The sequence below is a fragment of the Paenibacillus sp. IHB B 3084 genome (assembly GCF_001447315.1).
In the GTDB taxonomy this organism is placed as follows: Bacteria; Bacillota; Bacilli; order Paenibacillales; family Paenibacillaceae; genus Paenibacillus.
Genome location: NZ_CP013203.1, coordinates 3,612,533 through 3,636,386, shown reverse-complemented (window position 1 = coordinate 3,636,386; position 23,854 = coordinate 3,612,533). Strand labels below are relative to the sequence as shown.

Sequence of the window (23,854 nt, the reverse complement as noted above, 5' to 3'; positions counted from 1 at the left end):
TACCGCTCCAGAATATTGTTGCGTTAAACTGCCCGTTAGCGTAACAATCGATCCTCGATTAATGCTTTTTTTCTCAGTTTGGAAAATAAAAGGATCTACATATTAGTTATGCATAATATGTAGATCCTTTTATTTTAATAAGTTTTTTTCAACCAAGGTCTTGATAATTCTCAGTCTAATACTTTATTTTCTTTTCACAATAGGCTGGCACGCAAAAAAGGAGCATCCACCCCCTGTCCTTTAAGGGATGTGAATGCTCCTTTTCGTTTATCATCTTAGGATCATGATCTTATTTGCTTTATGATCGCAGCAAGCGCAAGCCGTTCAAGATCACAAGTAACGTGCTGCCCTCATGCCCGATGACGCCAAATGGCAGAGCTATATCTTGCACAAAGTTGCTAATGACGAGCAATAAAATGACGCTGACGGCGAAGATCATATTTTGCTTGACCACGCGCTGTGCCTTTCGTGCCAGCGCTACTGTCGGAGCAATCTCTTCGATCCCGTCGTTCATCAGCACCACATCCGCGACCTCCAGTGCGGCTCCACTGCCATGCATACCCATGCCCAGTCCGACCGTTGCGGCAGCCAGTGCCGGAGCATCGTTCACACCGTCGCCGACCATGACGACATGCCCATACTGCTCCCGAAGCATGCGAATATGACTGACTTTGTCCTCCGGCATCAGACCAGCATATACGGCATCGACTCCGGCCTGCGCGGCGATCACAGCGGCGGTTTCCGGGCGGTCTCCGGTCAGCATGACGACCCGGATGCCCTGTGCTTGCAGGCGTCTCACCGCCTCCTGCGCCTGTGGCCGCAGCTCGTCGCGCAGTGCCAGCATCCCGGCAATCCGGTCATCGGCGAGGATAATGGATACAGTTTTGCCCTCGGCTTCTAGTCGAGCTCGTGTTTCCACCCATTCCGGCTCTGCCAGCGGGCTAGTGTGATCCAGCACATCCGTGCGCCCGACTTTCCACCTCACCCCGTCTACCATGCCCTCCATTCCCCATCCGGTCAGGGATTGCACTTGCTCCACTGTGGGGAGCTCACGCTGCTCCAATTCGGCTTGGGCTTTGGCTACAATCGCTCGTGCCAACGGATGCATGGAGTAGCTTTCTACTGCCGCGACAATGTGTAACAGCTCATCAGCATCGTAGCCTGTGGCGATAATCCAATCCGTAACAACAGGTGAACCGATGGTCAGCGTACCTGTTTTGTCAAAGGCGACGACAGATGTCAGCGCCATATTTTCCACATGCGCACCACCTTTGAACAGAATGCCCCGACGGGCACGGTTGGAAATAGCCGACAGCATTACTGGCATAATGGACGACACGAGTGCGCAGGGTGAGGCCACAACGAGAAATACCATTGCCTTGTAAAACGCCGCTGCCCACGTCCAGCCCAATACCATTGGCGCACCTGCAATAACGATCAGCGTAACAGCAACCACAATTCGGGCGTAAATCGACTCGAACCTTTTGATAAACCGTTGGGAATCGGGGACCTCTGTCTGTGCTTCCTCCACCATACGGATGATTTTTGAAAATAAAGTGCCTTCGGAGGATTGGCTTACCTCCACATACAGGACGCCTTCTCCGTTAATGGTGCCCGCATATACCTCGTCACCCACCGCTTTGTTCACCGGAATGGACTCCCCCGTAATTGATGCCTGATTCACCGCCGAAACGCCCTTGGAAATCCGGCCATCCGCCGGAATCAGTTCGCCCGGCTTCACCAGCAGCAGATCACCCGGCAGCAGTTGCTCAATGCCGACCATCTCCGTCCCCTCGGGGGACAGACGTAAAGCCGTTTCTGGCTTCAACGCCATCAGCTCGGAAATATCCTTGCTGCTGCGCTCGGTGGTATAGCTCTCCAGCGCACCACTGAGTGCAAAAATGAAGATCAGCATTGCTCCTTCATTCCAGTAGCCAATAGCCGCTGCCCCCAATGACGCTGCGATCATAAGCAAGTTGACATCCAGATCACGTTCACGAATCAGCGTCTCAATTCCTTCTCTGGCTTTGGACCAGCCACCTAGGGCGTAGGAAACCACATACAGCATGACCGCCAGCCATTGCGACCAATGTGAGACGCCCCATGCTACCAGCATAAGCATTCCACTGCCCAGGGCAGCTTGCATCTCCTTGTTTTTCAGCATGTTTTTGAGCTGGAATTGCGGTTTGCGATTCGGGCCTGGCCGTCCGCTGCCACTGTTTTTTGAAAGTATCTGATTAGAGGTAGACAATGTCTTTTGAAGTTGTTGAACTGCTTGCATCATGTCACGTTCCTTTCCGTTTTTTGTCCGTTGTACTGCATCTCATTGAGAATGATATCCATTATTAAGTGCCTTAAAATAGCACATGCTGCTTCGGGAAGCCCGAAGCAGCATGTTTAGAAATGAGAATGATAATCATTTTTGCATTTGTACAATTATTTTGGTTTAGTGAAACTTTTGTTTTATTATATACCTTTTCTTTTCCGATTGTAAACAGGAGTTTACCCCAGTGCCTTGATGCCGAAGCTGAGCTTCGGAGACGTTCGCCAAGCGACCTTCATAGATCCAACGATAGATGGCTTTCCAGCACATGATGGACCTGCTCGGCATTCCGACGGATTTCCCGGCAAATGGTGGCATGATGTCTTCCCAATTCTTGGGCGAACTGGGTCCGACCTATTATGAAGAGCGAAAACGCGACGTGATCATTAAACAGTCCCTGAGGAAACTCGAATCATTAGGCGTATCTGTTTCTGTTCATTCTGTCACAGCTTCCTAATATCTTGCAACTATCCACATTTTTTGCCCTGGCCAATTTATTCTGGTCTTAGGGTCACTTTCCTATTGCCTTTTTTACTACTTTCGCTGGGATATATTTTCAGGATAGACTGAGCTTAATAAAAGAAACAGCGGCAGCCATGGACAAGAAAATAAAGTCCTAGACTGCCGCTGTTTTATTAAACTAACGTTCCCCGTTAACTTAAACTACCTTGAAAGCTAGCGCCGAGTATACCCATCTACCATAATGATTAAGAAAGCAAAGAGAGAGTTGACTGACTTCTTTTCGTCTGAATATACCTCGATTACTTTAAAGTGCTTATGTCACTTTAAAGTGCGTACTTCCTATGTATGGTTAGTTGATGCAAAATAATGTTGTACAAAGAATAGTACAGAAGGAGCTGAAACACTATGAATAATGAATCTACAACAACACGCAAAGTCGCCTTGGTCGTAGGTGCTAATGGTGTTATCGGTCGCAACCTTATCGATCACCTCATCTCTCTTCCTGATTGGGACGTGATCGGCGTATCGCGTCGCGGTGGAGAATCTAGCAACCATGTTCGATATGTGGCTGCGGATCTACTCAATATAGACGATCTTCACGAGAAGTTAAGCGATTTAACTGGGGTAACACACATTTTTTATGCTGCTTACCAAGACCGTCAAACTTGGGCTGAACTTGTTCCACCAAACCTCGCCATGTTAGTGAACATCGTAGAAGTGATCGAACCAATCGCGTCGGGCTTGAAACATGTCAGTCTGATGCAGGGATACAAGGTATACGGCGCACATCTCGGCCCGTTCAAAACTCCTGCTCGTGAGACAGACGCTAACCACATGCCTCCTGAGTTCAATATTGATCAGCAAGATTTCTTAGAACAACGGCAAAAAGGTAAGGCTTGGACTTGGTCTGCACTCCGTCCTTCTGTAGTCTGCGGCTTCTCGCTTGGAAATCCGATGAACCTCGCAATGGTCATAGCGATTTACGCTTCAATTTCGAAGGAACTTGGAATCCCTTTGCGGTTTCCAGGTAAGTCGGGAGCTTACAACAGCCTCTTGGAGATGACAGACGCTGGGCTTCTCGCGAAGGCAACAGTATGGGCGGCGACCGACGAGCGCTGTGCGAATCAGGCATTCAACATTACGAACGGCGATCTGTTCCGTTGGAATGAGTTATGGCCGAAGATCGCTCAATACTTTGGTATGGAAACAGCGCCTCCGTTGCAGATGTCTCTGGACGTTGTCATGGCGGACAAGGAGCAGCTTTGGAACAAAATGGTTGAGAAGCATGGGCTTGCTCGAAATTCCTATAAAGACGTATCCTCTTGGCTATTTGGCGATTTCGTGTTTGCATGGGATTACGATTTTTTTGCAGACGGAACTAAGGCTCGTCGTTTAGGCTTTCACGAATTCGTCGATACCGAAGCAATGTTTATGAACATCTTCAACGACTTCCGCAAGCGTAAAGTCATCCCGTAAACTACCGTATAAAATAAGAAAGCCGACCTTGTATTGGTCGGTTTCTTAACTGTTATTTACGTCTGTAAGCATTGGATTAGCCAGAACAGTAGCCTTTCCCTCGTACTTTCTCTCTATATGCGAATCCCCCCAACGGCACATCAGATGTAGGAGTTCCTTTAGACTCCAGCCGTAGTCTGTCAACTCATACTCAACTCTAGGTGGTACCTGATTATAGGAAATACGTAAGATGACGCCCTCTTCTTCAAGCTCCCGAAGGTGCTGCGTTAACATCTTTTGAGTAATTGAGGGAATCAAGCTCTTAAATTCATTATTACGTTTCTTACCGAATGTCAAATGAAAGAGAATAACAGGTTTCCATTTCCTACCAATTACCTCTAAAGTTGCCTCAACTGCAGTGTTGTAAATTTTTTCAGTCTTTTTCACACAACTTGCCCCTTTTCGAATATTTCGACACAGGTCATTGGTAACTCCTGATGAATTGGCCATTAAATGTCCCTATTAAACATTATAACTACAACCAAAATATTACGCTATCCTGCCCGTTAGCTCAACAGGCTGCCGATATTACGGCAGCCTGTGTTCTTCTTTGTGCTATCGTTTCCCGATAATTCAACGGAGCCTAATTCCTTTCTGAAACAGAAGAAGATCCACAATTCTTAGAACTGCAACTTTGTGTTATGCGCTATACGGAATCCAATATACAATACAGCCAAATGTTTAAGCGACCAAAGAGAACTTTTGCTCGTCGATTCGCAACTTTTCTGTTCAAGGAGTCGTCTTATCAACTATTCTATGCAAAGAAAGGCGATGGTTACGTTGAAAAGTAAATGGATTCTAGCAGCCGCGGTTGCGGCGACGCTGTGTTTCCTTCCATCGTGAATGCGGGAGGAACCGCCTATTACCGGTTTTCATGGGAGAATGGCGGAGATTTGTCCGGGGGAGCCATCGTCAAAAACGGAACGACCTACGTTCCTGCTTCAATCGCGCAGATGGCCGGCATGACTCTACATTGGGATAAGACGCACAAACGAGCGAAATTTGAGGGCTACGGCAAAAAGGCGGCTGTCCGGGTAGGGAGCAAAACGGGATTTGTGGACAGCCATCTCGTCGATGTAGGTGGCGCTCCTTTTCTGTATGAGGAGGAGCTTTATCTGCCTGCCCAGTTCATCATTCAAACACTTGAGGGTGGTTCGATCCGTTGGGATGCTCAGCATCATCTCGTGAGTGCAAGCGGACTTCATACGTATGCGGGCGTCAGCCAAACGTATGCAGGCAATACGTACAGCATTGTCAAAAAAACCGGTGATCTGTTCGTTATGGGAAGGAATGGCGTCCAGACGAAGATCGCAAATCTCGGTTCCCAGCTTTATGACGGAGTCACAATGGATTTCAAAAAAACGCCTGAAGGGCTTCTTCTCGTCACGATTCTGGATAACTACGGGGAACCCCATATCAACAACCATGTCTTTACCCTTATTTTGAAAAATGGCGCCGTCATCCGACAATCCGACGTGGGCTATTGGAATCGGTTTACGAACAATGTGACGCAATACGGGAACCATCTGCTGCTCACGGACGGGAAGTTGCTGCGGATCATCGAGGACGGGACGGGCATCGTGACGCAAACCCTGAATCTAGTCAAGCTCAGCGGCGAGGATGACAACTATTTCATCGAAGGCATTGCGGACGATTTTCTTCTTATCCGCCCTAACAATTTTGGGCTTCTCACCCTCGTTGACCGAAATTCGGGCGGGAGTGTCAAGCTTTACGACAAACTGCTCGACGCGGACGACATTGAATATGTCACAACGAACGATGTCCCATACAAGGGCGATTACCTGAAATACGTGAAAAGAAACGGTCCCACGTTGTACTTCAAAAACAATAGTCCGATGTTAAAAGACGATAAACTATATTCCTATTCACTCCCCGTTCCTTCCGGGGACATCTTAACGGCACAATAAACGGTCCGAGTTCTCTTTGCGCTATACAGAGGAGGAACGAGGTATTTGGCCTGATCTCCCAGATGGGACGACACCAATGAGTGATGGGTAGCCAATTACAAGCGGCTACCCTTGTTTTATTGAACTATCCTGCCCGTTAGGTTAGAAAACGGCAGCAGATCAAATAGACCCGCTGCCGTTCTGGTTATGATTGAACTATAGTTCGCCGTTAGCGGAATAACATATACGAAATTCTGATATTTTTGTACAACAGTCTTAATGTTTGATTTTCCTTGAAGTCTTTTTTAAATAGAAATTGTAGGCTGGTGCAATGTGTAGGTTAGTAATATTACGTTGTCTATACTTACTATGTATTTCTAAAAATTCATATATCTTCTTATTCTCTATATCGAATTTGCGTCTAACCTATTTTACCGATTTCGGCGGTAAACAATCTGTTGGCGGGAGTGGTAAAGAAGTCGATAGTAGAGCTCGACCGACCGAATATAAAATACGCCGTCGTTATGCCCCTCGTGCATCTTATCTATTTTGATGTCGTTTTATTCTGAATGCGGACATATGTGCCTCGATTGCATGAAACGACGGTTAATCACAGCAGAAACCGACATCCGCCCTCAAATAAAGGGCGCGATGTCGGCTTTAAACTTAACGGCCAAACTCCTTATCGATTATTTTATTGTGAGCCGGCGCCACTTCCTGGGCTACCGAGTTGATGCACGTTACCAAAATATGCTGCCCGCCTAGAGATCCGAAGGCTCTCGATTCAAATCCGAAAGTACCGCCGGCATGCCCCCAGTATGATTGCCCGTCAGCTGTTTTTATTTCATAAATCCCTAGTCCGACTTTACCTATAGGTGAATCTACTGTCGTGAGCATCTGGTCCATTATCTCTTGATTTAGAAGCTTTCCGCCCAACAGCGCACTGAAGAAGGTGGTCAAATCTTTGGTTGTTGAGACTATATCTCCGGCTGCATTTGCCCATGATTGACTCATTTCTGTTAAATCATACAAATGACCCGATCTGTCCATATTATATCCTGTGGCATGCTTACCCGGAATATCGTGACTATTTTCCATTACAAATGTCCCTGTCATCCCGAGCGGTTCGATCAACCGTTTCCTGATCTGCTCCGCATACGTATCTCCTGTTATCTTCTGAATAATTTGACCGGCTAGTATAGTATTCATGTTCGAATAGTTCCAGCCCTTCCCTGGCGCATATACAGGCGGCTTTGCTAGTCCCATGCTGATAAGCTCGTCGGACGAATAGTAACGGAATGGATTTTGAGGCAAGGTAATATCTCGAAAATCAAGATCAGTATAGCTCGCAAGCCCGCTTGTATGGTTCAATAACTGACGAATCGTAATTTTGTTGCCGTCATACCCATCACCCTTTATGACCCCCGGCAGCCATTTTTCGACCGAATCATCCAGGTTCAATTTTTTCTCCTGAGCCAACTGCAATACAACGGTAGCAGTGAATGTCTTCGTGATGCTTCCAATACGGAATGAAAAATCCGGCTCCACCGGGCGTGGTACTTCGAAACTGGCTGTACCCGTAGCGTAGGACCAGCGTTCCCCATCCTGTAGCCCGCCTGCCACGACACTTGGAACTCTTTTGTTGGTAACTACTTGATCCATGACGCGTTTGACTTCTTCCCGATGCTTTCTTTTCTTTTCTTTCTCGTTGAGTTCTTTTTTGGGTTCTTTTGCGAATTCCGACGATAAAATATTGTCGGTATTGGCAGCTTTATCGATAGCTTGATAAGTTGCCGTCTGACCCTCTGCGTGGACAGTTCCATAAGCCAGTGTACCCGCCAATATAGCTGTTAAAGTAAGTGCAACTCCTTTTCGAATGGTGAATGATTTCATAACGCATCGCTCCTATTATTTTTAGAATGTTGTTCTGCTTTACCCCCTCACCTTACCTCCGATATTGTTAAATCGAACAGTGATAAAACCGCCAAGCTTTTGATGACATCGTACTTGGACCTGTCACATATACCGCATGACAAACTGTCAACTGTCTTATATGACGTGCTTGCTAAGCTACGTTCTAACCGCTGTTACCCCACCCTCTTTCGCTTGACGGATCGGGAAGTTATATTGCATGATAGGTCTGAATCATTCGGAAATTGGTTTGCAAAAAAATATAAGAAGGTGTGCGTAATTCGTGTTCTCGATAATGAAAAAAAGGTTCTGGTATGATTGGATACTTGTGGCCATACGAACGCTTTGGCTGGTCATTATCGCAAGCGCTGGTTTTGTCGATCCGTCATTGACCGTTGTGTCGCTTTGGGTTGTACTTTCTCTTGCTTTCGTCGTTTATCTCGTTCCATTAATCATCCTCTATAGGAAAGAAGACTGGTATCTCACAATCGAAGTCACGGTAACGGGCTTTTTTTATCTTTATTTAGCCTACGCAGCCCCGGGATTGCTTTGGTCTTTTGTTTTACTCGTGATAACTATCGGCTTGACGAGCAGTCGAAGAACCTATGTGTGGACAGGTATCCTTAGCGGAATCGTATTCCCGGTATTGAACGGTTGGATTGCTGATCGTCTCCCGTATGAGTTTATCGTTAGCTGCAGCCTTGGTTTTGCCATCGGCTTCGCGTTTAATATTTTAATTCAGTCCCATAAGCAAGCCCGAATTATTCAAGAGCAAAAGCTGTTGCTGGAGCAGCATATTAAGCGGATTGAGGAACTTACGCTGATGGAGGAGCGCAGCCGGCTGTCACATGAGCTGAATGACACGATTGGCCATACGCTTACCTCGCTCATCGTCGGCGTCGAATCACTGCGATCGTCCGTACCAGATGCGCAAATAGAGAGGATCGATTCGCTTGTCGGAATCGCCCAACACAGTCTGGTTGATATCCGAAAGCATCTGCATCAGCTCTCTCATACTCCGTTGAACCATTCGTTAAGTGAATCGCTGCGGCAATTAACTGAAGATTTTATGAAGTCAACAGGTATAACGGTCAAATTCCGTGTGATCGGCAGTGAGACTCTCGTTATGCAAAAAATAAACATTTGTTTATATCGTTGCCTTCAAGAGTCTCTAACCAACGTGGTTCGGCACGGCAAGGCGAGCGTGATATCCGTTCAGTTACATTTCAATAGTCAGCAGCTTCGATTACAGATCGAAGATAACGGCATCGGAATGGAAGAAATCCAATTTGGATTTGGGCTCAATGGAATGAAGGAACGACTTGAACTATTTCACGGCACGGTGTCCGTGCATTCCGAGTCAGGACAAGGAACTTTCGTCATATGTAATATTCCGTTGCAGACAGAGCCTGTACATGATGCGATCCGCCTGCTGATCGTTGATGACCAGGTGATCATTACCGACAGCTTGAAGCAAATTTTGGATCAGCATGCTGATTTTAACGTCGTTGGTACAGCCGGGGACGGGCGCGAAGCATTAGAACATTGTGATCGCTCCCAACCAGATATCGTGCTAATGGATATTCGTATGCAGGGAATGGGCGGGATTGAAGCTTTACTTGAGATGAAACAACGATGGCCTGATATGAAGGTTGTGTTCATGACAACGTTTAAGGATTCCTTGCAGGCAGCAACTGCATTGGAGCGCGGGGCAGAAGGCTACATGCTGAAGTCGATTCATCCGCGGGAGATGAAGGAAGCCTTGAAACTTATTTATAATGGAGGAACCTGGATCGACCAATCGGTCGCTACGCGAGTTTTCGAAGAGATGAAGCGTCAACGTGAGCAGTTGGAGAAAATCGGTTCAAGTCAGGGAAACTACCCGTACGGGCTTACGAAACGCGAGATGGAGATTCTGGAGCATCTGTCGAGCGGACTGCGCTACAAATCGATCGCCGCCAAGCTATTTTTATCGGAGGGAACGATCCGCAATTACTGCTCGATTCTCTACTCGAAACTCGGCGTCAACAACCGCGAAGAAGCAATAGAAATGGCGCGAATGAAGAATATCGTGTAGCTGGAGAATTTCCCGATGGTACTCACGATATAGGGGTCACCTCACGAAACGGAAAAAATCGTACGCTAAGCAATGCGTTGCAGAAAAAAACCGGACCCTTACAGGGGAATCCGGTTCTCGTCATAGCAGCAAGTGAAGTTGAACTATCGTGTCCCGTTAGAATTCCTGTAGAATGAATAATTTGGCCTTTGCACAAAAACGAGCGCCTCGGTACGATGGGGTTGCACACGAGGTCATTGCCTCAAAAAGCCCATCATCCAGGAGGTCGCTCTACCATGAAGTTTAAGGCTCAGGAGAAGCAAAATCAACTCATTGAAAACATTTCCTCATTACATTTGGTAGTCGGCGTAGATATTGCTCAGGAGTCTCACGTCGCTCGTGCGGTCAGCTTTCGAGGAATTGCTTTGGGATCGCCGTTAGAGTTTGGTAGTTATGACGAGGGCTTTCAACTATTCGGTCGTTGGATTCAAGATCTGCTCAAGTCTTACAAGCTGAGCAAAATCATTGTTGGTATGGAACCGACCGGCCACTACTGGCTGAGCCTGGCTCGCTGGCTCTCTTCTCGTGGAATTGAAGCCGTCCTCGTAAATCCCCACCTTGTCAAAAAGAATAAGGAAAACCGAGACAATACCCCGTCAAAGAGCGACCGCAAAGACGCGCTCGTCATCGCGGATATGGTCAAGAACGGCTACTATTCCCCCGTAAGATTCAACCCGGAAGCCTACGAGGAGCTGCGGATTCTCATGGCCAATCGTGACACGGTTACTAAACGGCTTAACAGCGCTGTTAACCAGATTCATCGCTGGGTAGATATTGTTTTCCCAGAACTTCGGCATGTCTTTAAAATCCTCACTTGTACCAGTGCCATTGCCACGTTAAGGCTGTTTCCTCTCCCCAAGGAAATTAGCCGATTAACGACAGAGCAAGTCATTGCCGGCTGGAAGCAATATGTGAAGCGTCATGCGGGTTTGCAGCGGGCTGAGCAGCTTATTACATTTGCTAAACGCAGCGTAGGTGCAACAAAGGCGCTACACGCCTACAAGATTCACTTGGATCAACTTCTCGAAGAATATGATTTGGCTCAGCGCCAGCTTGAGCAGATTGCACATGAAGTACATCTCGTATTAGAACGCATTCCCTATGCCCAAAAGTTACTCACCATTCGAGGTGTAAATGTAACCAGTCTAGCCGGTGTGTTAGGAGAAGCTGGTGATCTTAGTGGTTATGCACACGGAAATGCCTTGCTTCGTCATGCGGGTCTAAATCTGGCTGAGGCTAGTTCCGGGAAATGGCGTGGGAAAATGGTGCTAAGTAAGCGCGGTCGACCGCGACTAAGGCGCTTTATCTACCTCATGACAATGTGTATGGTCATGACCAATCCGGATGTTAGAGCCCTGCACCACTACAATGTAGACGTGAAAAAGCTCAAGAAAATGAAATCCATTATGAAATTATGTGGTAAAGTGGCCCGAATGCTTGTTGGCCTGGCTAAGAGCAGCGAGGCTTACAGTTCGGCTAAAGTATTTCCGCAATCCGCTTAAACAGGTTATTTTTCGCCAGTTGATGCATTCGCAGGATGGACAAGAAGCACGGAGTATCGGGAGGCATTATGCAAAAGGGCTCGGACCCGTTCCGTTAGAAAAACCGACCTCCACCCCTTAGTTAGATGTGACGAAGGAATGAAAGGGCATGAGACCCGTTGAGACATGGGAGTGAAAATCGCTAGGGGCGACATGGAGACGTGCAGGATATGGAACAAATTGGGTGATATACTCTCACCTTTATTCTTGCATGCCCTTACAGTTGCTCCAAGCCACCGCCTTCTCTGTTTCCTTCTCACCTCACACTTAGCTAAGGGTGAAATCCTGCGAATTCATGAGCCTGAGTGAGAAAACTAAATCATATTGAGGGAGCTCAATGATCCGGACTTCTACTGGTTCATCGAGAACATAACCTAAACACAAAGTACAGAGTACAGTTTGACCACTAAATATACATAAACACAAAGCTAATCTCCATTTTGAAATGCTCTTTTGCCCAATTGTGATAGCCGCATGCCCGGTAACCCGGCTCATCTCCAGTCGCGAACTCCGATGGCTACGGTGTGCTTTAACGTCCCCTCGGTAATTCATCTCAGCCAAATGCCAAGCATCTGCTGCATCTGTTTTCACCTTACGAAGCTGTGTGCCTTTCGATCGTTTCGCTTGCAGGGGGTTGACGATGTAATGAATCCATCCACTGCGTTTAAGATACCCTACCAGATTTCGATGGTAATGTCCGGTTGCCTCAAGGACAACAACGGGCATTGTTAAGCGATAGGGGTGCATAAGCCCCTGTATAGCGCAGGTTTCCGCTCTCGTTTTGAGAGGGGTAAGGGCTTTACTGCGTGACACACCCATAGTAAAAACGGGGTACGGTTGGTCTATGAATGACCGCCGCGCCCCGTTCTTTATATTATTACACTGTTTTCTTTTTCTGACTAATTGCGTGTATATATTTAATAGTAAGCTTCCATAAGACTTTCCCGAGCCAAAACATTAACACACCAATCACAATAGAAATTGGCAAGAACTGCATTGGGCTTGGTGTAAATGCTCCCATTTCGATTGTTATTCCGGCAATATCATATCCCATAAGATACCCGAAAAATTTAACAATTCCGCCTATCAGCGTAATAACTCCACCAATCATTAAAGCAATGGAAAGAGTACTGATGAACGGCAAAAGTAACATACCGCTGACGCCTGCAAAGCTGCTACAAAATGCAAATATTGCGCCGAATTTATGCCAACTAAATTTACTGTTCTTTGAAATAGCTTCACCTAAGTATGCTGTCGCTAATTCTTTTGGGTTTCCTAACCGTTCGATGATTTGCTCAGAAGATACACCATTATTTTGCAATTCAAGCATTACGCTTTTGATTTCTTTTACAATGTCAATACGCTCGGAATCGGACATAGATTTCAAATACTTTTCAATTTTTACAAGATAGTCATTCATAATTTTATCCATAATCTAACTCTCCTTTAATTTCTGATATAGCTGTTAATAAATTATCCCATTCTAAGGACATCGCTTTTAAGTATTCGTTTCCTTTTTCTGTAAGGGTATAATATTTTCTCGGTGGCAAGCCCTCTGTACTTTCTTGCCAAGATGAAGAAATATATTCTTCTTTCAATAATCTTCTAAGCAGTGGATAAATTGTATTTTCTTTTGCAGCAACAATAGGATACCGCTCTAACTTACTTATGATTTCATACCCATAATATGGTCGTTGCTTTATTAGCAATAGAATACAAAAATCGAGTGTTCCTCGCTTAATTTGTGATTTCCAATCTTCTACATTCATGTATTGTACCTCCTGCATATATATCGTACAACACAGTACTATATTTATCAATAAATTCAGTACCAACAACCGCCGAACGCAGAGGCTTTTGAACTAGAAAGGTATATTTTTAACTATAAAAACTATGACAAAATTTATTCGTATTTTCCTTTTTTCCTATTTGCTAAATTCAGCAAGTAAAATATTTTTAAAAGGATTAGGACTGTTATCTCTACCCAAACTGTTCAAACTGACGACCAACGTATGCTTGCCTCCAAGTGTACCTCCTGCAAAAGTAGAAAACCCTAGAATGCCACCTATGTGCCCCCATACCGAGACACCGTTTGGAAGCTTAAATTCAGAGATTCCAAGACCATATCCATCGATTCCTGATCTTCCTACAGGAACTGTAGTAAGCATTTGTTTTAGTTGCGGTTCCTTCAGTAATTTGCCACCGAGCAAGGAAGAGAAGAACTTATTTAAGTCGTCAGCAGTAGAAATCATATCTCCAGCCGAGCTACCTGCACTTGGATTATAATAAGTAACGTCTTTTATCTCACTTGCTTCGTCTGGTTGGGAATATCCCCGAGCATGCTTGGTGCCTGGAATAACGCTTGAATTGCCAGGTAGGAATGTATCCGACAATTCAAGCGGTTCAATAATCCGTTTTTCAATCTCTTCCGCGTAGCTGTTTCCGGTTACTTTTTCAATAAGAATACCCAGTAATACGTATCCCGTGTTTGAATAAGACCAGCTCTTTCCTGGGACAAAGTCTGGGGGCAGAGAAATCCCCATCTTCACTATTTCATCAGCCGTATACGATTTTTTTGTATCCATAAAATCAGCGTCTTTTGACCTTGAGTATTCAGCGATACCACTTGTATGGTTCAATATCTGCCGGATGGTAATCTGTTTAGCATTATATCCGTTTCCTTGAATGACACCAGGCAACCATTTTTCGATGGAGTCGTCTAGATTTAAGCGGTTCTCTCCAGCTAATTGAAGTACAACCGTTGCGGTGAACGTCTTCGTCACGCTGCCAATGCGAAATCGAAAATCTGTTTCCATTGGTTTCTTGGTGCTCAGATTCGCTATCCCAGCGGCATAACCCCACGTTTTTCCACCCTCAGAAGTTTTAGCAAGTATCCCGGGAATCCAAGTTGCAATGTATCCCGCATTGCTTGCTTGACGGAATTATGATCTCGTTGAGTGGTTGTTTGTAACGAACTAGATACATTTTGAGTGGGCTCTGCTTTTACAATTGAGGTTGGCAATGTGTATAGCAGGGAACTTCCAGTTATTAAAAGGGCCAGACTTGCAAATGTAATTTGACTACGTATTTTCATAAGAAATTCCTCTTCTCTATTAATATTGTAAGTTTGTAATCATCTTCATAATTGTTGTTTTACCAACGCCATTCTGTCCTAACAAGCGGTAAATTCCTCTTTTTTTCGCATCCCGGAAATTAATTCTTTTCCTTAAAATACTCTGTTAACTGGTTTGTTTTTCATATATTCGTCATATCTGTTCCGCCTTTCACACCTACCTCCTGCATATACATCGTACAACACAGTACCTCAATTATCAACAGTATATCAGAATTTTTTTATTCAACGAGAGATATTTTGAAAGAAATTCAGTATCAACAACCGCCGAGCGCAAGCAGAAACAGCGGGATGTTACGCAATAGGGGCGCATAGGCCCTTGTATAGTGCTGGTTTCCGGACGCGTTTTGAGAGGAGCAAGGGTTTTATACCTTTTCCCTCAAAATCATCGTTCTGCTGCGTGACACACCCATAGTAAAAACGGGGTGCGGTTGGTCTATGAATGACCGCCGCGCCCCGTTCTTTTTTGTGCTTATCGTTCAGTTTCCTTTTGCCGTTCGGCTTCTCTTGGCTGTCGCAAAATCCCATCAATGTTCCGCTTGATAACGTCGTATTCCTTTACCTGCTTTTTCAGTTTCCCATAGTCGGTATACAGCTTTTCCTCTTGAAGCCTTTTGTATTCCGCTTGCAGGGCGGCGATGTTCGGGAGCCTGCCGCCGATCTGCGCTGCCTTTAATACTTTGGTGGCTGCTTCATACAAAAAATACTGCTTTCGTGCCCTGCGCGGTAGCTGTCCTTATACTTTGCTCTGCGGTAGCCGTCACATCGATCAGGTCATTACGAAATCTATTAGTATATTTCCACATTTTATTCAACTATTCTGCCCGTTAGCTTAAGGAAGAACCGTCAGTCTTTTTCTAGTCTACAACTTTATTTTCTTCTGACAGCTGATGCAGGATTTCTAGCTTGCTGCGTTCGATTAGGCTAAGATGTGAATAACTCATGGACTGATTCTCCTTGTGTGAATGCTGGTGTTGGAACTTTCATTCTACACGAATCAGGTCATGGGCCATTTTTTTATTGATTTCCAGCAGGTGTCCACTTCATATTACAATCCGTCAAATGAAGAAAGGATGGTAGTGAAAGATGAAACTGGAAGCAAACAACAAGTTAGTCATGATTGGAGTTTCTGTCACGGTGCGAATGCGGCTGTAACGGCCGATAAGAGATTAAGGAACAAATAGAGCCTTGTCAATGAAAAAGGAGGCTTCTTGGCGAAGCAAAGGTGCTTTGGAGCGGAAATCGACTGAACCGTCAGAATTGGTTATTGTGACTGGATCCGTAACTCCGGCAGCAACAAGCTTGCTTACGGCCTTGATAGCCGATTCATCGGTTTGCCCTGCCAATCGCACCTCATCGCCAAGCGGCCATGGAAGAGGAATGCGCGTTAAGATGACGGCCATTTCTTCCCGAGTTATCGTGCGATCCGGTTCAAATCGGCCTCCGGGCTCCTCCCCCAACCAATGATGCTCGACCGCCGCCTGTATCTCTTTGACCGCAAAATGGTGTTCGATATCCGTGTAACCGGATTTCGATTTGGAGGGCGGATAGCCGACAGCATGCAGCAGCATTGTGATGAATTCCGCCCGGGTCATGGGTGCCTTGGGGTCAAAGCTGCGCCCATCTCTTCCATTGATGATATCCAGCGAATGGAGCTTTTCAATAGACGGTTGGTAGGGGCTTTCTTTCGAGACATCGGAAAACAGCGCTTTTTCCTGCATTTTGGGCGAATAGGCTAACGGTGATTTGGTAGGTCTGTACATATAAGCAATACCGCCATCCTTTTGTTCAAGAAATGCTATTTTCTTCCCGTGGTCATCCATAAACAACAAGGGATCTATCTTTTTCAAAGTAGTCTTGCCATTCCTCAATTTGTATTTGTCTTCCGCTACAAGTTGTCCGTTATTGTACGTAATTCTAGTCACAAATGCCGGGGTATGCAGGTCTCTGTATAATCCGACGTAACGCGCGGCTTGCTGTTCTGTCAGAGGTGATACCGATTCAGGCGTCTCGGTGCTCTTCGGATAATAATGGTTCATAAAGGCAGCATACAAATCCGAGCGCAATTCGGAATCATTATTATAAATGACGAACAATCCCGTTTTGCGCTCAGGCAGTAGCCATATCCATGAGGCATATCCGGGGATGTTCCCGCCTTTGCCGACGACATACTGACCATTCGACAGTTCATTGAAAATGCTTTCAAATCCATAGCTTGTAATAGGTATGGCCGGATGAGCGAAAACGGAAAACTTGCTCATTCGCTGAACACTTTGTTCGCTTAACATTTGCCGATCTCCGGCCTTTCCTTTTTGCAGAAGCATGACCATGAATTTAGCCATATCGCTTCCGGTGGACAACATTCCGCCCTGAGGCATGTCCGTAGGATAAATGCCATACTCCGGATATGGCGTGCCTTGCGGATCGTAAGCTGTAGCCATTCGGGCTTTAAGCTCTGGGGTTACAAGATCATGGGAAGAATTCATGCCGAGCGGCTGAAAGATGTTTTTATCCATGTATTCATGAAAAGGGAGCCCGGTAACTTGTTCCACGGCATATCCCGCCAAAGCAAAAGCATAATCGTCATACTGGTAGGCTTCCCCCGGCGTCCGGACGATGGTTGGCATTCGATCAATTAAGAAATCTCGAAGAGAAGTCTCTTGATTAAGAAGATCGGGCGAGGCGTCATCATCTTTTTCATATGGGAAATCGAACCCAGTCATGTGGGTCAGCATATTTTCCATAGTTAGCGGTTTACCTGTCGAATTGGGTATTGTGATACCTCCGAGATAGGATTGGATGTCCTGATCCAGCTTGATCTTCCCTTGGTCAGCAAGCTGCAGCACAGCCGCAGCCGTAAACGTCTTAGAAATGGAACCGATGCGAAAAACGGTATTGGAATCAACTGGGGTTTTGCTTTCTTTGTTTGCATACCCGTATCCTTTGGATAAAACTACTTGTCCGTCCTGAACGACGACGAACATGGCACCCGGGACATTGAACTTCTTCAAGCTTTCCCCAAAGTAATTGTCCGCGAAGGCCTCCACTTCTTTGGGGTCAACCGGACCGCTTGGAGCAGCAGGAACAGCTGCAGGTTGAATCGCTGTGATTGTTTGCCCCTTAAGAGGGGGCTGTTCCGCACTAACACTATGCCCTCCGACCAAAGCAATCAAGTAAGTCACAGCTAGAGACGTGCTTAGCGTTACAGCGAGCACTTTTGTAACTCTTTTTTTACGCATTAGAAAATTCTCCTTCAATGAAATTGGTATAGGCTGGAAGTGCCCTCTCAGTATAACATGATGGATTATTTCCCCACACAGTCTTCCGTCTAGTTCATTACCTAGACTAAGGTCAAGCAAAAAAGGATCAGACCGCAGCAGCGACCTGATCCTTTGCACTATTATTTTCAATGCTTGTACTGCGGATAAACACGGCCCTACTCAAGCGCTTCCTGGGGTCCCGCCAACATTTTAACGAAAATATACGCTAAGCCTTTGGATGTGGCCGGCATAGCGTTTTTTTACTCCTAAGGGGCTTCCGCATACAATATAGGAAACATTAACCTAAATTTCGAAAGTAACCTTCTATTAAAAAACAAAAAAAAGGGCTCAAATCTTTGGTAGAATGGTGTTTGCGAGAACAAAATCACCCAAAGAGAGGAGCACCTTTTAGGTGAAGTCTACCACACCCATCCATAAAATCAAGACCGAATTTTCACTGGATCAGTCCACAAGCATCGGAGGAAGCAAGATCTTCCTCGATTATCTCGAAAAAATTAAACTGAGCCAGGTGCTGCAAATCTTAGCCGGAGGCAAAGCACACAATGCCTTGTTTTCCGTGCATCGCATTCTGCTATATCTCATTGTCGGCTGGGTTCTCGGCTGTGAGCGTCTTTTTCACTTTCGCCGATGGCAAAAGGACTCTCTCCTTCAGCGGTTTCTTGGAGGACGCTGTCCACACCACTCCCTTCTCTACAAAGAACTGGATCGGCTGGGGAAAACCAATCCCCATGTTCGAATGGAACTCCGGCAAGTGAACCTCGAAGTGATCCGGCCTTGTCTGCCTTCCAAGCTCATTCTTGATTTGGATTCGACGGTGGAGACGGTCTATGGCCATCAGGCCAAAGCAGCAAAAGGCGTGAATGCCCATAAACCGGGGCGAAAAAGCTACCACCCCTTGCTCGCTTTTGAGGGACAGTCCCGCCTTTGCCTGAATGCCGTGCTCCGCGCAGGAAATGTTCACTCCTCCACCGAGGCTGTCCCTTTTCTGGAAGAGACCTTTAACCTCTTAGGTCAGCACCAGGTTCTCTATTCCCGGTTTGACAAAGGTTTTGGCGGCGAAGACTTCTATTCCATGTGGGAGGGGCGGAAGATTGGATACGTGGGCAAAATGAAATGGACAAAGCGTTTGGCAACAGAAGTGGCCGCTTGCCGGTACTGGAAACGTTACGTGGACGAAGACTGGATCATTGAAGGCATCGCTCTTGGGTACCAAGCCACGTCTTGGAAAAAGCCTCGGCGGGTCGCCGTGATCCGCAAGGCAAAAGTCGTTGATGATGACCAAGCTTGTCTCCTGCTGGATACCGACTGGGAGTACGAGGCCATCGTCACGAACCTGGATTGGGAATCCATCGATTTGTGGCGCTTTTATAACCAACGCTGTTGTATGGAGAACTACATCAAGGAAGCCAAACGCGGATTTTCCATCGATAAAATCGCCACCGGCTCTTTTAAAGCGAATGAAATCGACCGGCTCGTCAAATTGCTGGCCTATAACCTCTACGAGCGCTTCAAACGAGATTGCTGCGAACCGGTTCATAGGGGGCTATACCATTGCAAGGTTTCGTCTGGAATTCTTCCACTGTGCAGCAACGCTGGTGAGTCACAGTCGAACCACCGTCCTCAAACTGGCGAAGACATTCACAAACCGCCACAGCTGGAAACGGATGGAATTCCGCATTGCCCAGCTAGAATGAAGACTTCTAAAATCTAACATGGAAATTCAGATGCCCGGTCTTCTGGGGTGGGGGAAGTTGTATGCTGGAAATCAATTTTTGAATATTCCCCCTGTAAATTATCCCTGATTCTTACAGGTTTTTCGAACGCTGAGTCTCTCGATTCCTTACTGTTACGGGCTTTCGAAATTCAGGATAATATTTTTTCTTCTATTCTTTCTGATATTATAAGTGACGGATTGTAAAAACGAATCCTTAAATTACAGACTTTATTTCTTCCCATTACCAATCGAGTAGGAGGCTACCCATTAGTTGAGTAGCCGACCTCTCACACCACCGTACGTACCGTTCGGTATACGGCGGTTCAACCGCTTGAGTGCAATTGACGAAGACGCTCGTACTGGACAGGGAAGTCATAATACCCTGCCTGTGCGAGCTTTTCGTTTGTAACAGAGCGGTGCAGGATCGCACTACCCTCAATTCGCCAGTACCCGAGCCTTGTATTTCCCCATTGGTAGGCCTGCCACTCCGGCACTCCCAGCTTTCGCAGGTTCTGCACCTTCGTTCTCGGCTTCTTCCACTGCTTCCAGATGTACATGCGCATCCGTCTTCGCAACCATTCATTCCAGCTTTGCAGGATTCGTTTCATGTCAGCCACGTAGAAATAGCCGATCCAGCCGCGAATGTAGACCTTTACGTTCTCCATCACCTGCCGTGCGTTCCTGCCTTGGCTTCGACTCGTTAACTCTTTCAACTTCTTCTTTGCCTTGGCTAGAGATTGTCGATGTACGCGTACGTATACGCCTTTCCCGTTCTTCCCCAATGCAAATCCGAGGAATTTGAAATGCTTCTGTGCCACAACGCTGACCACTTTGCTCTTCTGCGTGTTCATTTGGAGCTTTAGCCGCTTTTCCAAATACGTCCGACTTGATTCCAGCAGCCGCATCGCTGCGCGCTTGCTCTTCACAAGCACCACGATGTCGTCCGCATAGCGGATGACCGTCACCCCTCGGCTTTCCATCTCCTGATCGAATTCGTTCAGGTAGATGTTTGCCAATAGCGGGGACAATGGGCCACCTTGGGGAGATCCTTCTTCTGTTTCGCGGCGAACTCCATTTTCCATGACTCCGCTTTTCAGATACTTCTTGATCAGCTCGATTACCCGGTTATCCTGGACTTGGTTGCGCAGAAGATGAAGAAGCAACTCGTGGTTCAACGTATCGAAGTATTTCGAAAGGTCGATTTCTACCGCATGGCCGTACCCTTGCTCCGCATACGCTTTCACTTTTCGGATGGCTTGCTGCGCACTTCGCCCCTGACGATAGCCGTAGCTTACATCCGAAAAGAGCGGCTCGAAGAGGGGTTGCAACTGCTGGGCGAGGGCTTGCTGGATGATGCGATCCACCACCGTGGGAATGCCGAGTTTTCGCACGCCGCTTCCATCTGGTTTGGGAATTTCCTTCCGCCGCACGGGGCTTGGCTTGTATCTTCCTTCCCGGATGCTTTGCAGCAGCTCGCCTCTGTTCTCTCGCAGCCACGGCAGCGCCTCTTCTACGGTCATCCCGTCGATACCCGGTGCGCCGTGGTTGCGCTTGACCTGCTTGTACGCTCGGTTCAGATTATCTCTGTCCAATATCCGTTCCAGCAGGCCCTCTGCACCGTCTCTTTCTTTTCCTTCCCGAGCTTCGATGCTCCGCGCTCCTGCATACTCTTCGCGTTCCACGCTATCCCTTTGCCGGCAGCCCTTTCGGTATTCTGCTTTCATCGCATCGATTCTCCTTTCAGTCTGTATTCGAGACTTACGATTGTTCAGCCCTTCCGCTTGCCGCTGGCGCGGATTGCGTACTATGGCGTCTGCTGACTTCTCACAGCGAGCTTTACTCCGTCTTTCGGTTTTTTTTCCTACTCGACGTCCGTGAGACCTCCCCGGGTAAGAGCGATAACTTTCACCTCATCCATCTGCCACATCTACATGATGAGATTCGGGCAGTATTGGACTTTGCTTTGTTATGCAAGCTCGTCCGTCTCACCATGCCTTCTATGTGATTTCTGTTCGTCAGACCGAGGGTTTGCCGCCGGCTTCCTTCAGATTCCGCCTCGCGGCGGACACCCTTGCCTTTGGCTAACAGTTCCTACTGCCAAGCCTGTAGCGGACTTTCACCGCCAAGTTATCGCCCATGCCGGGCGCACATAAAAAAGGATATCCGCGCAACTGCGCAGATATCCTTTCTATACAGCTTAAGCATCTTTTATGAAATGAAATTCGCGTTACATTCGGGCTACAAGGGAAAATGCTGTGCTTGGTTATGCGAGGTGTTGGAACCATATTCCCCCTCTAGGTCTTACAGCAATGCGTAACGTGCAGCCGCAAGGCGCGCGGCGATAGCCCCCGTTTCCGGGCAAATGATGCCAGTCAGCCTGCTTGCCCATATTCCGGCTCCATCCAATAGCGTATGGACTTCGTCAAACGCAGCCCATACGGGAAGTTTGGGCTTCACGCCCCGGATGGCCTGCGTCATGCGTTCTATCGTATCGCTCGTTCCCTCATGACCGCCGACAGACAGATCGGACAGATCCGCGTCCACATCATATGAAGGAAACCGCGTAGCTTCCAAAATCACCGCATCGGCAAAACGTGCCATATCTGCGGCTTGAGCCGCCTGCTTGATCTGTTGCGCTCTCACTTCCGGCTTGAGATTGGCACTGGCAGACTCATGAGACGGTTTGGCCTCCCCGTTCCATGTTAGGCTGACATTGAGCTTCGAGGACGCATCGACCGTCAAAAGCACACCTACCCGATATGGAATGCACCGCAGGCGGCCGCATAAGGTTTGCTCCGCAACGCCGTCGATCCAGTCCCGTGTGACCCGAAATTGGTTCACGTCAGCCGGATTGCGTACCATAATCTCCAGCTGCGGTTCTCCCCCCTGCTGCACACTTCGCAACGCTGCACGCAGCAACGCCTCCAACTGCATATCTTGCAAGCTTCCAATGCCCACCGCGTTGTTCTGTTCAATCAGGGCGATCGTGAGTGGCAATCCGTTCAGAGACTCGAACAACCCTTCATACTCTGTTTCCAGTAGTCCAATAATTCGCCGGGACAGATGTTCACACAATCCGGGCAAGCCAGATGCCTGATTAAAGGCTTTGTACGTGTCTGATGCACGGGAGCCTGGAATAAGGAGGGGGGCTTGCTCCCCGTCAGGACCATGAATCGTATGGCCGGACTCCGCCGCGTCCAGATAGGCACGGCATAATTCAGCCACACGGCTGGACGACTGCGACAAAGGGCCGTGCAGAAGACTATAGCCATCAAGGTTGCCCATACTTACTCCTATCGCTGACTCCTTGCTTGTATAATTCACATGGGCAGGGTCATCGGCATAGATACGTATAAATAAACGCCTGTATTCATCGCTCCATTCCAGCAGTCTGATCATCGCTTCCCTGTCATCGTTGCCCTTATTCAGCAGCGTTTCCCCAATTAGCTCGGAATCCGCAGCCAGCAACGCCTCCTCATGACTGATTATGCCCTGTTCGGCTAATCCGACAAGCCAGCCCAGCGGGTCTTCCTCCTGAGAGGCAGATACTTCACTGCACCCTGCGAGCACCGACTCGATAGCCAGTCTCTGTGCAGCAGCCTCACTCCCCGACTCGGGGTCTTCGCAATTCCGGCTGTTTTTTTCACTCAACAGTTCTGCGAATACATGCATCAGTTTAGCCTCCATGCTACAAATCCATCCTTTCTTCCGTCAGCAAGTTGGCACACACGAATTCGAGTATCCCACCTAAAAGAGAACGCTTACTTATTAGACGGCAAACAGAATTCAAATGAGACTTACATGTAAGGTCCCTACCTTAACGTATTAGGCGCACCCCACATTTATACATATCAGTAGAACGACCGGAAAACATAGATTAAACCGCAGCATTTAGCGCAAAAAAACCCCCGGATCTCACAGGATGAATACATCCGATGATAACCCGAGGGC

16 protein-coding genes and 2 pseudogenes are annotated in these 23,854 nt (G+C 47.2%); 6 read left to right on the top strand and 12 right to left on the bottom strand.

Going from position 1 to position 23,854, the window contains the following annotated elements; translation table 11 throughout:
• Positions 1–298: 298 nt before the first annotated feature.
• Positions 299–2,281, bottom strand: coding sequence for a heavy metal translocating P-type ATPase (locus tag ASL14_RS16930; RefSeq protein WP_223264361.1), 1,983 nt, complete (start codon positions 2,279–2,281; stop codon positions 299–301).
• Between the two features lie 310 nt (positions 2,282–2,591).
• On the opposite strand from ASL14_RS16930, the gene ASL14_RS16925 reads away from it, so the two are divergent.
• Both ASL14_RS16925 and ASL14_RS16920 read left to right on the top strand, forming a co-directional pair.
• The gene (locus ASL14_RS16925) at positions 2,592–2,780 is read left to right on the top strand and encodes a hypothetical protein (RefSeq protein WP_134912617.1); all 189 of its coding nucleotides are present in this window, start codon (positions 2,592–2,594) and stop codon (positions 2,778–2,780) included.
• Positions 2,781–3,190: 410 nt separating this feature from the next.
• Positions 3,191–4,261 carry an SDR family oxidoreductase gene (locus tag ASL14_RS16920; protein WP_134912615.1) on the top strand — a complete coding sequence of 357 codons (1,071 nt, stop codon included), beginning with the start codon at positions 3,191–3,193 and terminating at the stop codon, positions 4,259–4,261.
• Between the two features lie 45 nt (positions 4,262–4,306).
• Here ASL14_RS16920 and ASL14_RS16915 read toward each other — a convergent pair whose 3' ends face one another.
• Positions 4,307–4,687 carry a winged helix-turn-helix transcriptional regulator gene (locus ASL14_RS16915; RefSeq protein ID WP_134912613.1) on the bottom strand — a complete coding sequence of 127 codons (381 nt, stop codon included), beginning with the start codon at positions 4,685–4,687 and terminating at the stop codon, positions 4,307–4,309.
• Between the two features lie 404 nt (positions 4,688–5,091).
• Here ASL14_RS16915 and ASL14_RS16910 point away from each other — a divergent pair, with 404 nt between their 5' ends.
• Positions 5,092–6,228 (top strand): stalk domain-containing protein, encoded by a 1,137-nt coding sequence (locus ASL14_RS16910; protein ID WP_134912611.1) that lies wholly within the window; start codon positions 5,092–5,094, stop codon positions 6,226–6,228.
• A gap of 645 nt (positions 6,229–6,873) precedes the next feature.
• Here the strand turns inward: ASL14_RS16910 and ASL14_RS16905 are convergent.
• On the bottom strand, positions 6,874–8,100 hold the full coding sequence (locus ASL14_RS16905) for a serine hydrolase domain-containing protein (protein WP_134912609.1): 1,227 nt from the start codon (positions 8,098–8,100) through the stop codon (positions 6,874–6,876).
• Positions 8,101–8,401: 301 nt separating this feature from the next.
• On the opposite strand from ASL14_RS16905, the gene ASL14_RS16900 reads away from it, so the two are divergent.
• Positions 8,402–10,195 carry a helix-turn-helix transcriptional regulator gene (locus tag ASL14_RS16900; RefSeq protein WP_134912607.1) on the top strand — a complete coding sequence of 598 codons (1,794 nt, stop codon included), beginning with the start codon at positions 8,402–8,404 and terminating at the stop codon, positions 10,193–10,195.
• A gap of 275 nt (positions 10,196–10,470) precedes the next feature.
• On the top strand, positions 10,471–11,736 hold the full coding sequence (locus ASL14_RS16895) for an IS110 family RNA-guided transposase (RefSeq protein ID WP_134912606.1): 1,266 nt from the start codon (positions 10,471–10,473) through the stop codon (positions 11,734–11,736).
• A gap of 306 nt (positions 11,737–12,042) precedes the next feature.
• Here the strand turns inward: ASL14_RS16895 and ASL14_RS28165 are convergent, their stop codons facing one another.
• The 7 genes and pseudogenes from ASL14_RS28165 to ASL14_RS16860 all read right to left on the bottom strand — a co-directional run bounded on the left by ASL14_RS28165 (position 12,043) and on the right by ASL14_RS16860 (position 18,147).
• Complete coding sequence (locus ASL14_RS28165) at positions 12,043–12,501, bottom strand: IS110 family transposase (protein ID WP_223264360.1); 459 nt, start codon at positions 12,499–12,501, stop codon at positions 12,043–12,045.
• A gap of 151 nt (positions 12,502–12,652) precedes the next feature.
• Entirely contained in the window at positions 12,653–13,207 is a 555-nt protein-coding gene (locus ASL14_RS16885; protein WP_134912604.1) for a DUF1700 domain-containing protein, read from the bottom strand.
• On the bottom strand, positions 13,200–13,544 hold the full coding sequence (locus ASL14_RS16880) for a PadR family transcriptional regulator (RefSeq protein WP_025717778.1): 345 nt from the start codon (positions 13,542–13,544) through the stop codon (positions 13,200–13,202). The genes ASL14_RS16885 and ASL14_RS16880 overlap by 8 nt, the downstream gene beginning before the upstream one ends.
• Before the next feature lie 156 nt (positions 13,545–13,700).
• Positions 13,701–14,869, bottom strand: a pseudogene (locus tag ASL14_RS16875) (serine hydrolase domain-containing protein).
• A gap of 19 nt (positions 14,870–14,888) precedes the next feature.
• Positions 14,889–14,954, bottom strand: a complete 66-nt coding sequence (locus ASL14_RS29605; RefSeq protein ID WP_407672911.1) for a hypothetical protein — start codon at positions 14,952–14,954, stop codon at positions 14,889–14,891.
• A 426-nt stretch (positions 14,955–15,380) separates the two neighbouring features.
• Positions 15,381–15,608 carry a hypothetical protein gene (locus tag ASL14_RS16865; RefSeq protein ID WP_134912602.1) on the bottom strand — a complete coding sequence of 76 codons (228 nt, stop codon included), beginning with the start codon at positions 15,606–15,608 and terminating at the stop codon, positions 15,381–15,383.
• A 469-nt stretch (positions 15,609–16,077) separates the two neighbouring features.
• Positions 16,078–18,147: a serine hydrolase domain-containing protein gene (locus ASL14_RS16860; protein ID WP_049825158.1), complete on the bottom strand. Its 2,070-nt coding sequence runs from the start codon at positions 18,145–18,147 to the stop codon at positions 16,078–16,080.
• 433 nt (positions 18,148–18,580) lie between these two features.
• Between ASL14_RS16860 and ASL14_RS16855 the strand changes: the two are divergent.
• Positions 18,581–19,883 (top strand): annotated as a pseudogene (locus ASL14_RS16855) (IS1380 family transposase).
• 343 nt (positions 19,884–20,226) lie between these two features.
• Here ASL14_RS16855 and ltrA read toward each other — a convergent pair.
• On the bottom strand, positions 20,227–21,627 hold the full coding sequence (ltrA, locus tag ASL14_RS16850; protein WP_134912600.1) for a group II intron reverse transcriptase/maturase: 1,401 nt from the start codon (positions 21,625–21,627) through the stop codon (positions 20,227–20,229).
• Between the two features lie 577 nt (positions 21,628–22,204).
• Positions 22,205–23,590, bottom strand: coding sequence for an aldolase/citrate lyase/malate synthase family protein (locus ASL14_RS16840; RefSeq protein ID WP_223264016.1), 1,386 nt, complete (start codon positions 23,588–23,590; stop codon positions 22,205–22,207).
• Between the last annotated feature and the right edge of the window lie 264 nt (positions 23,591–23,854).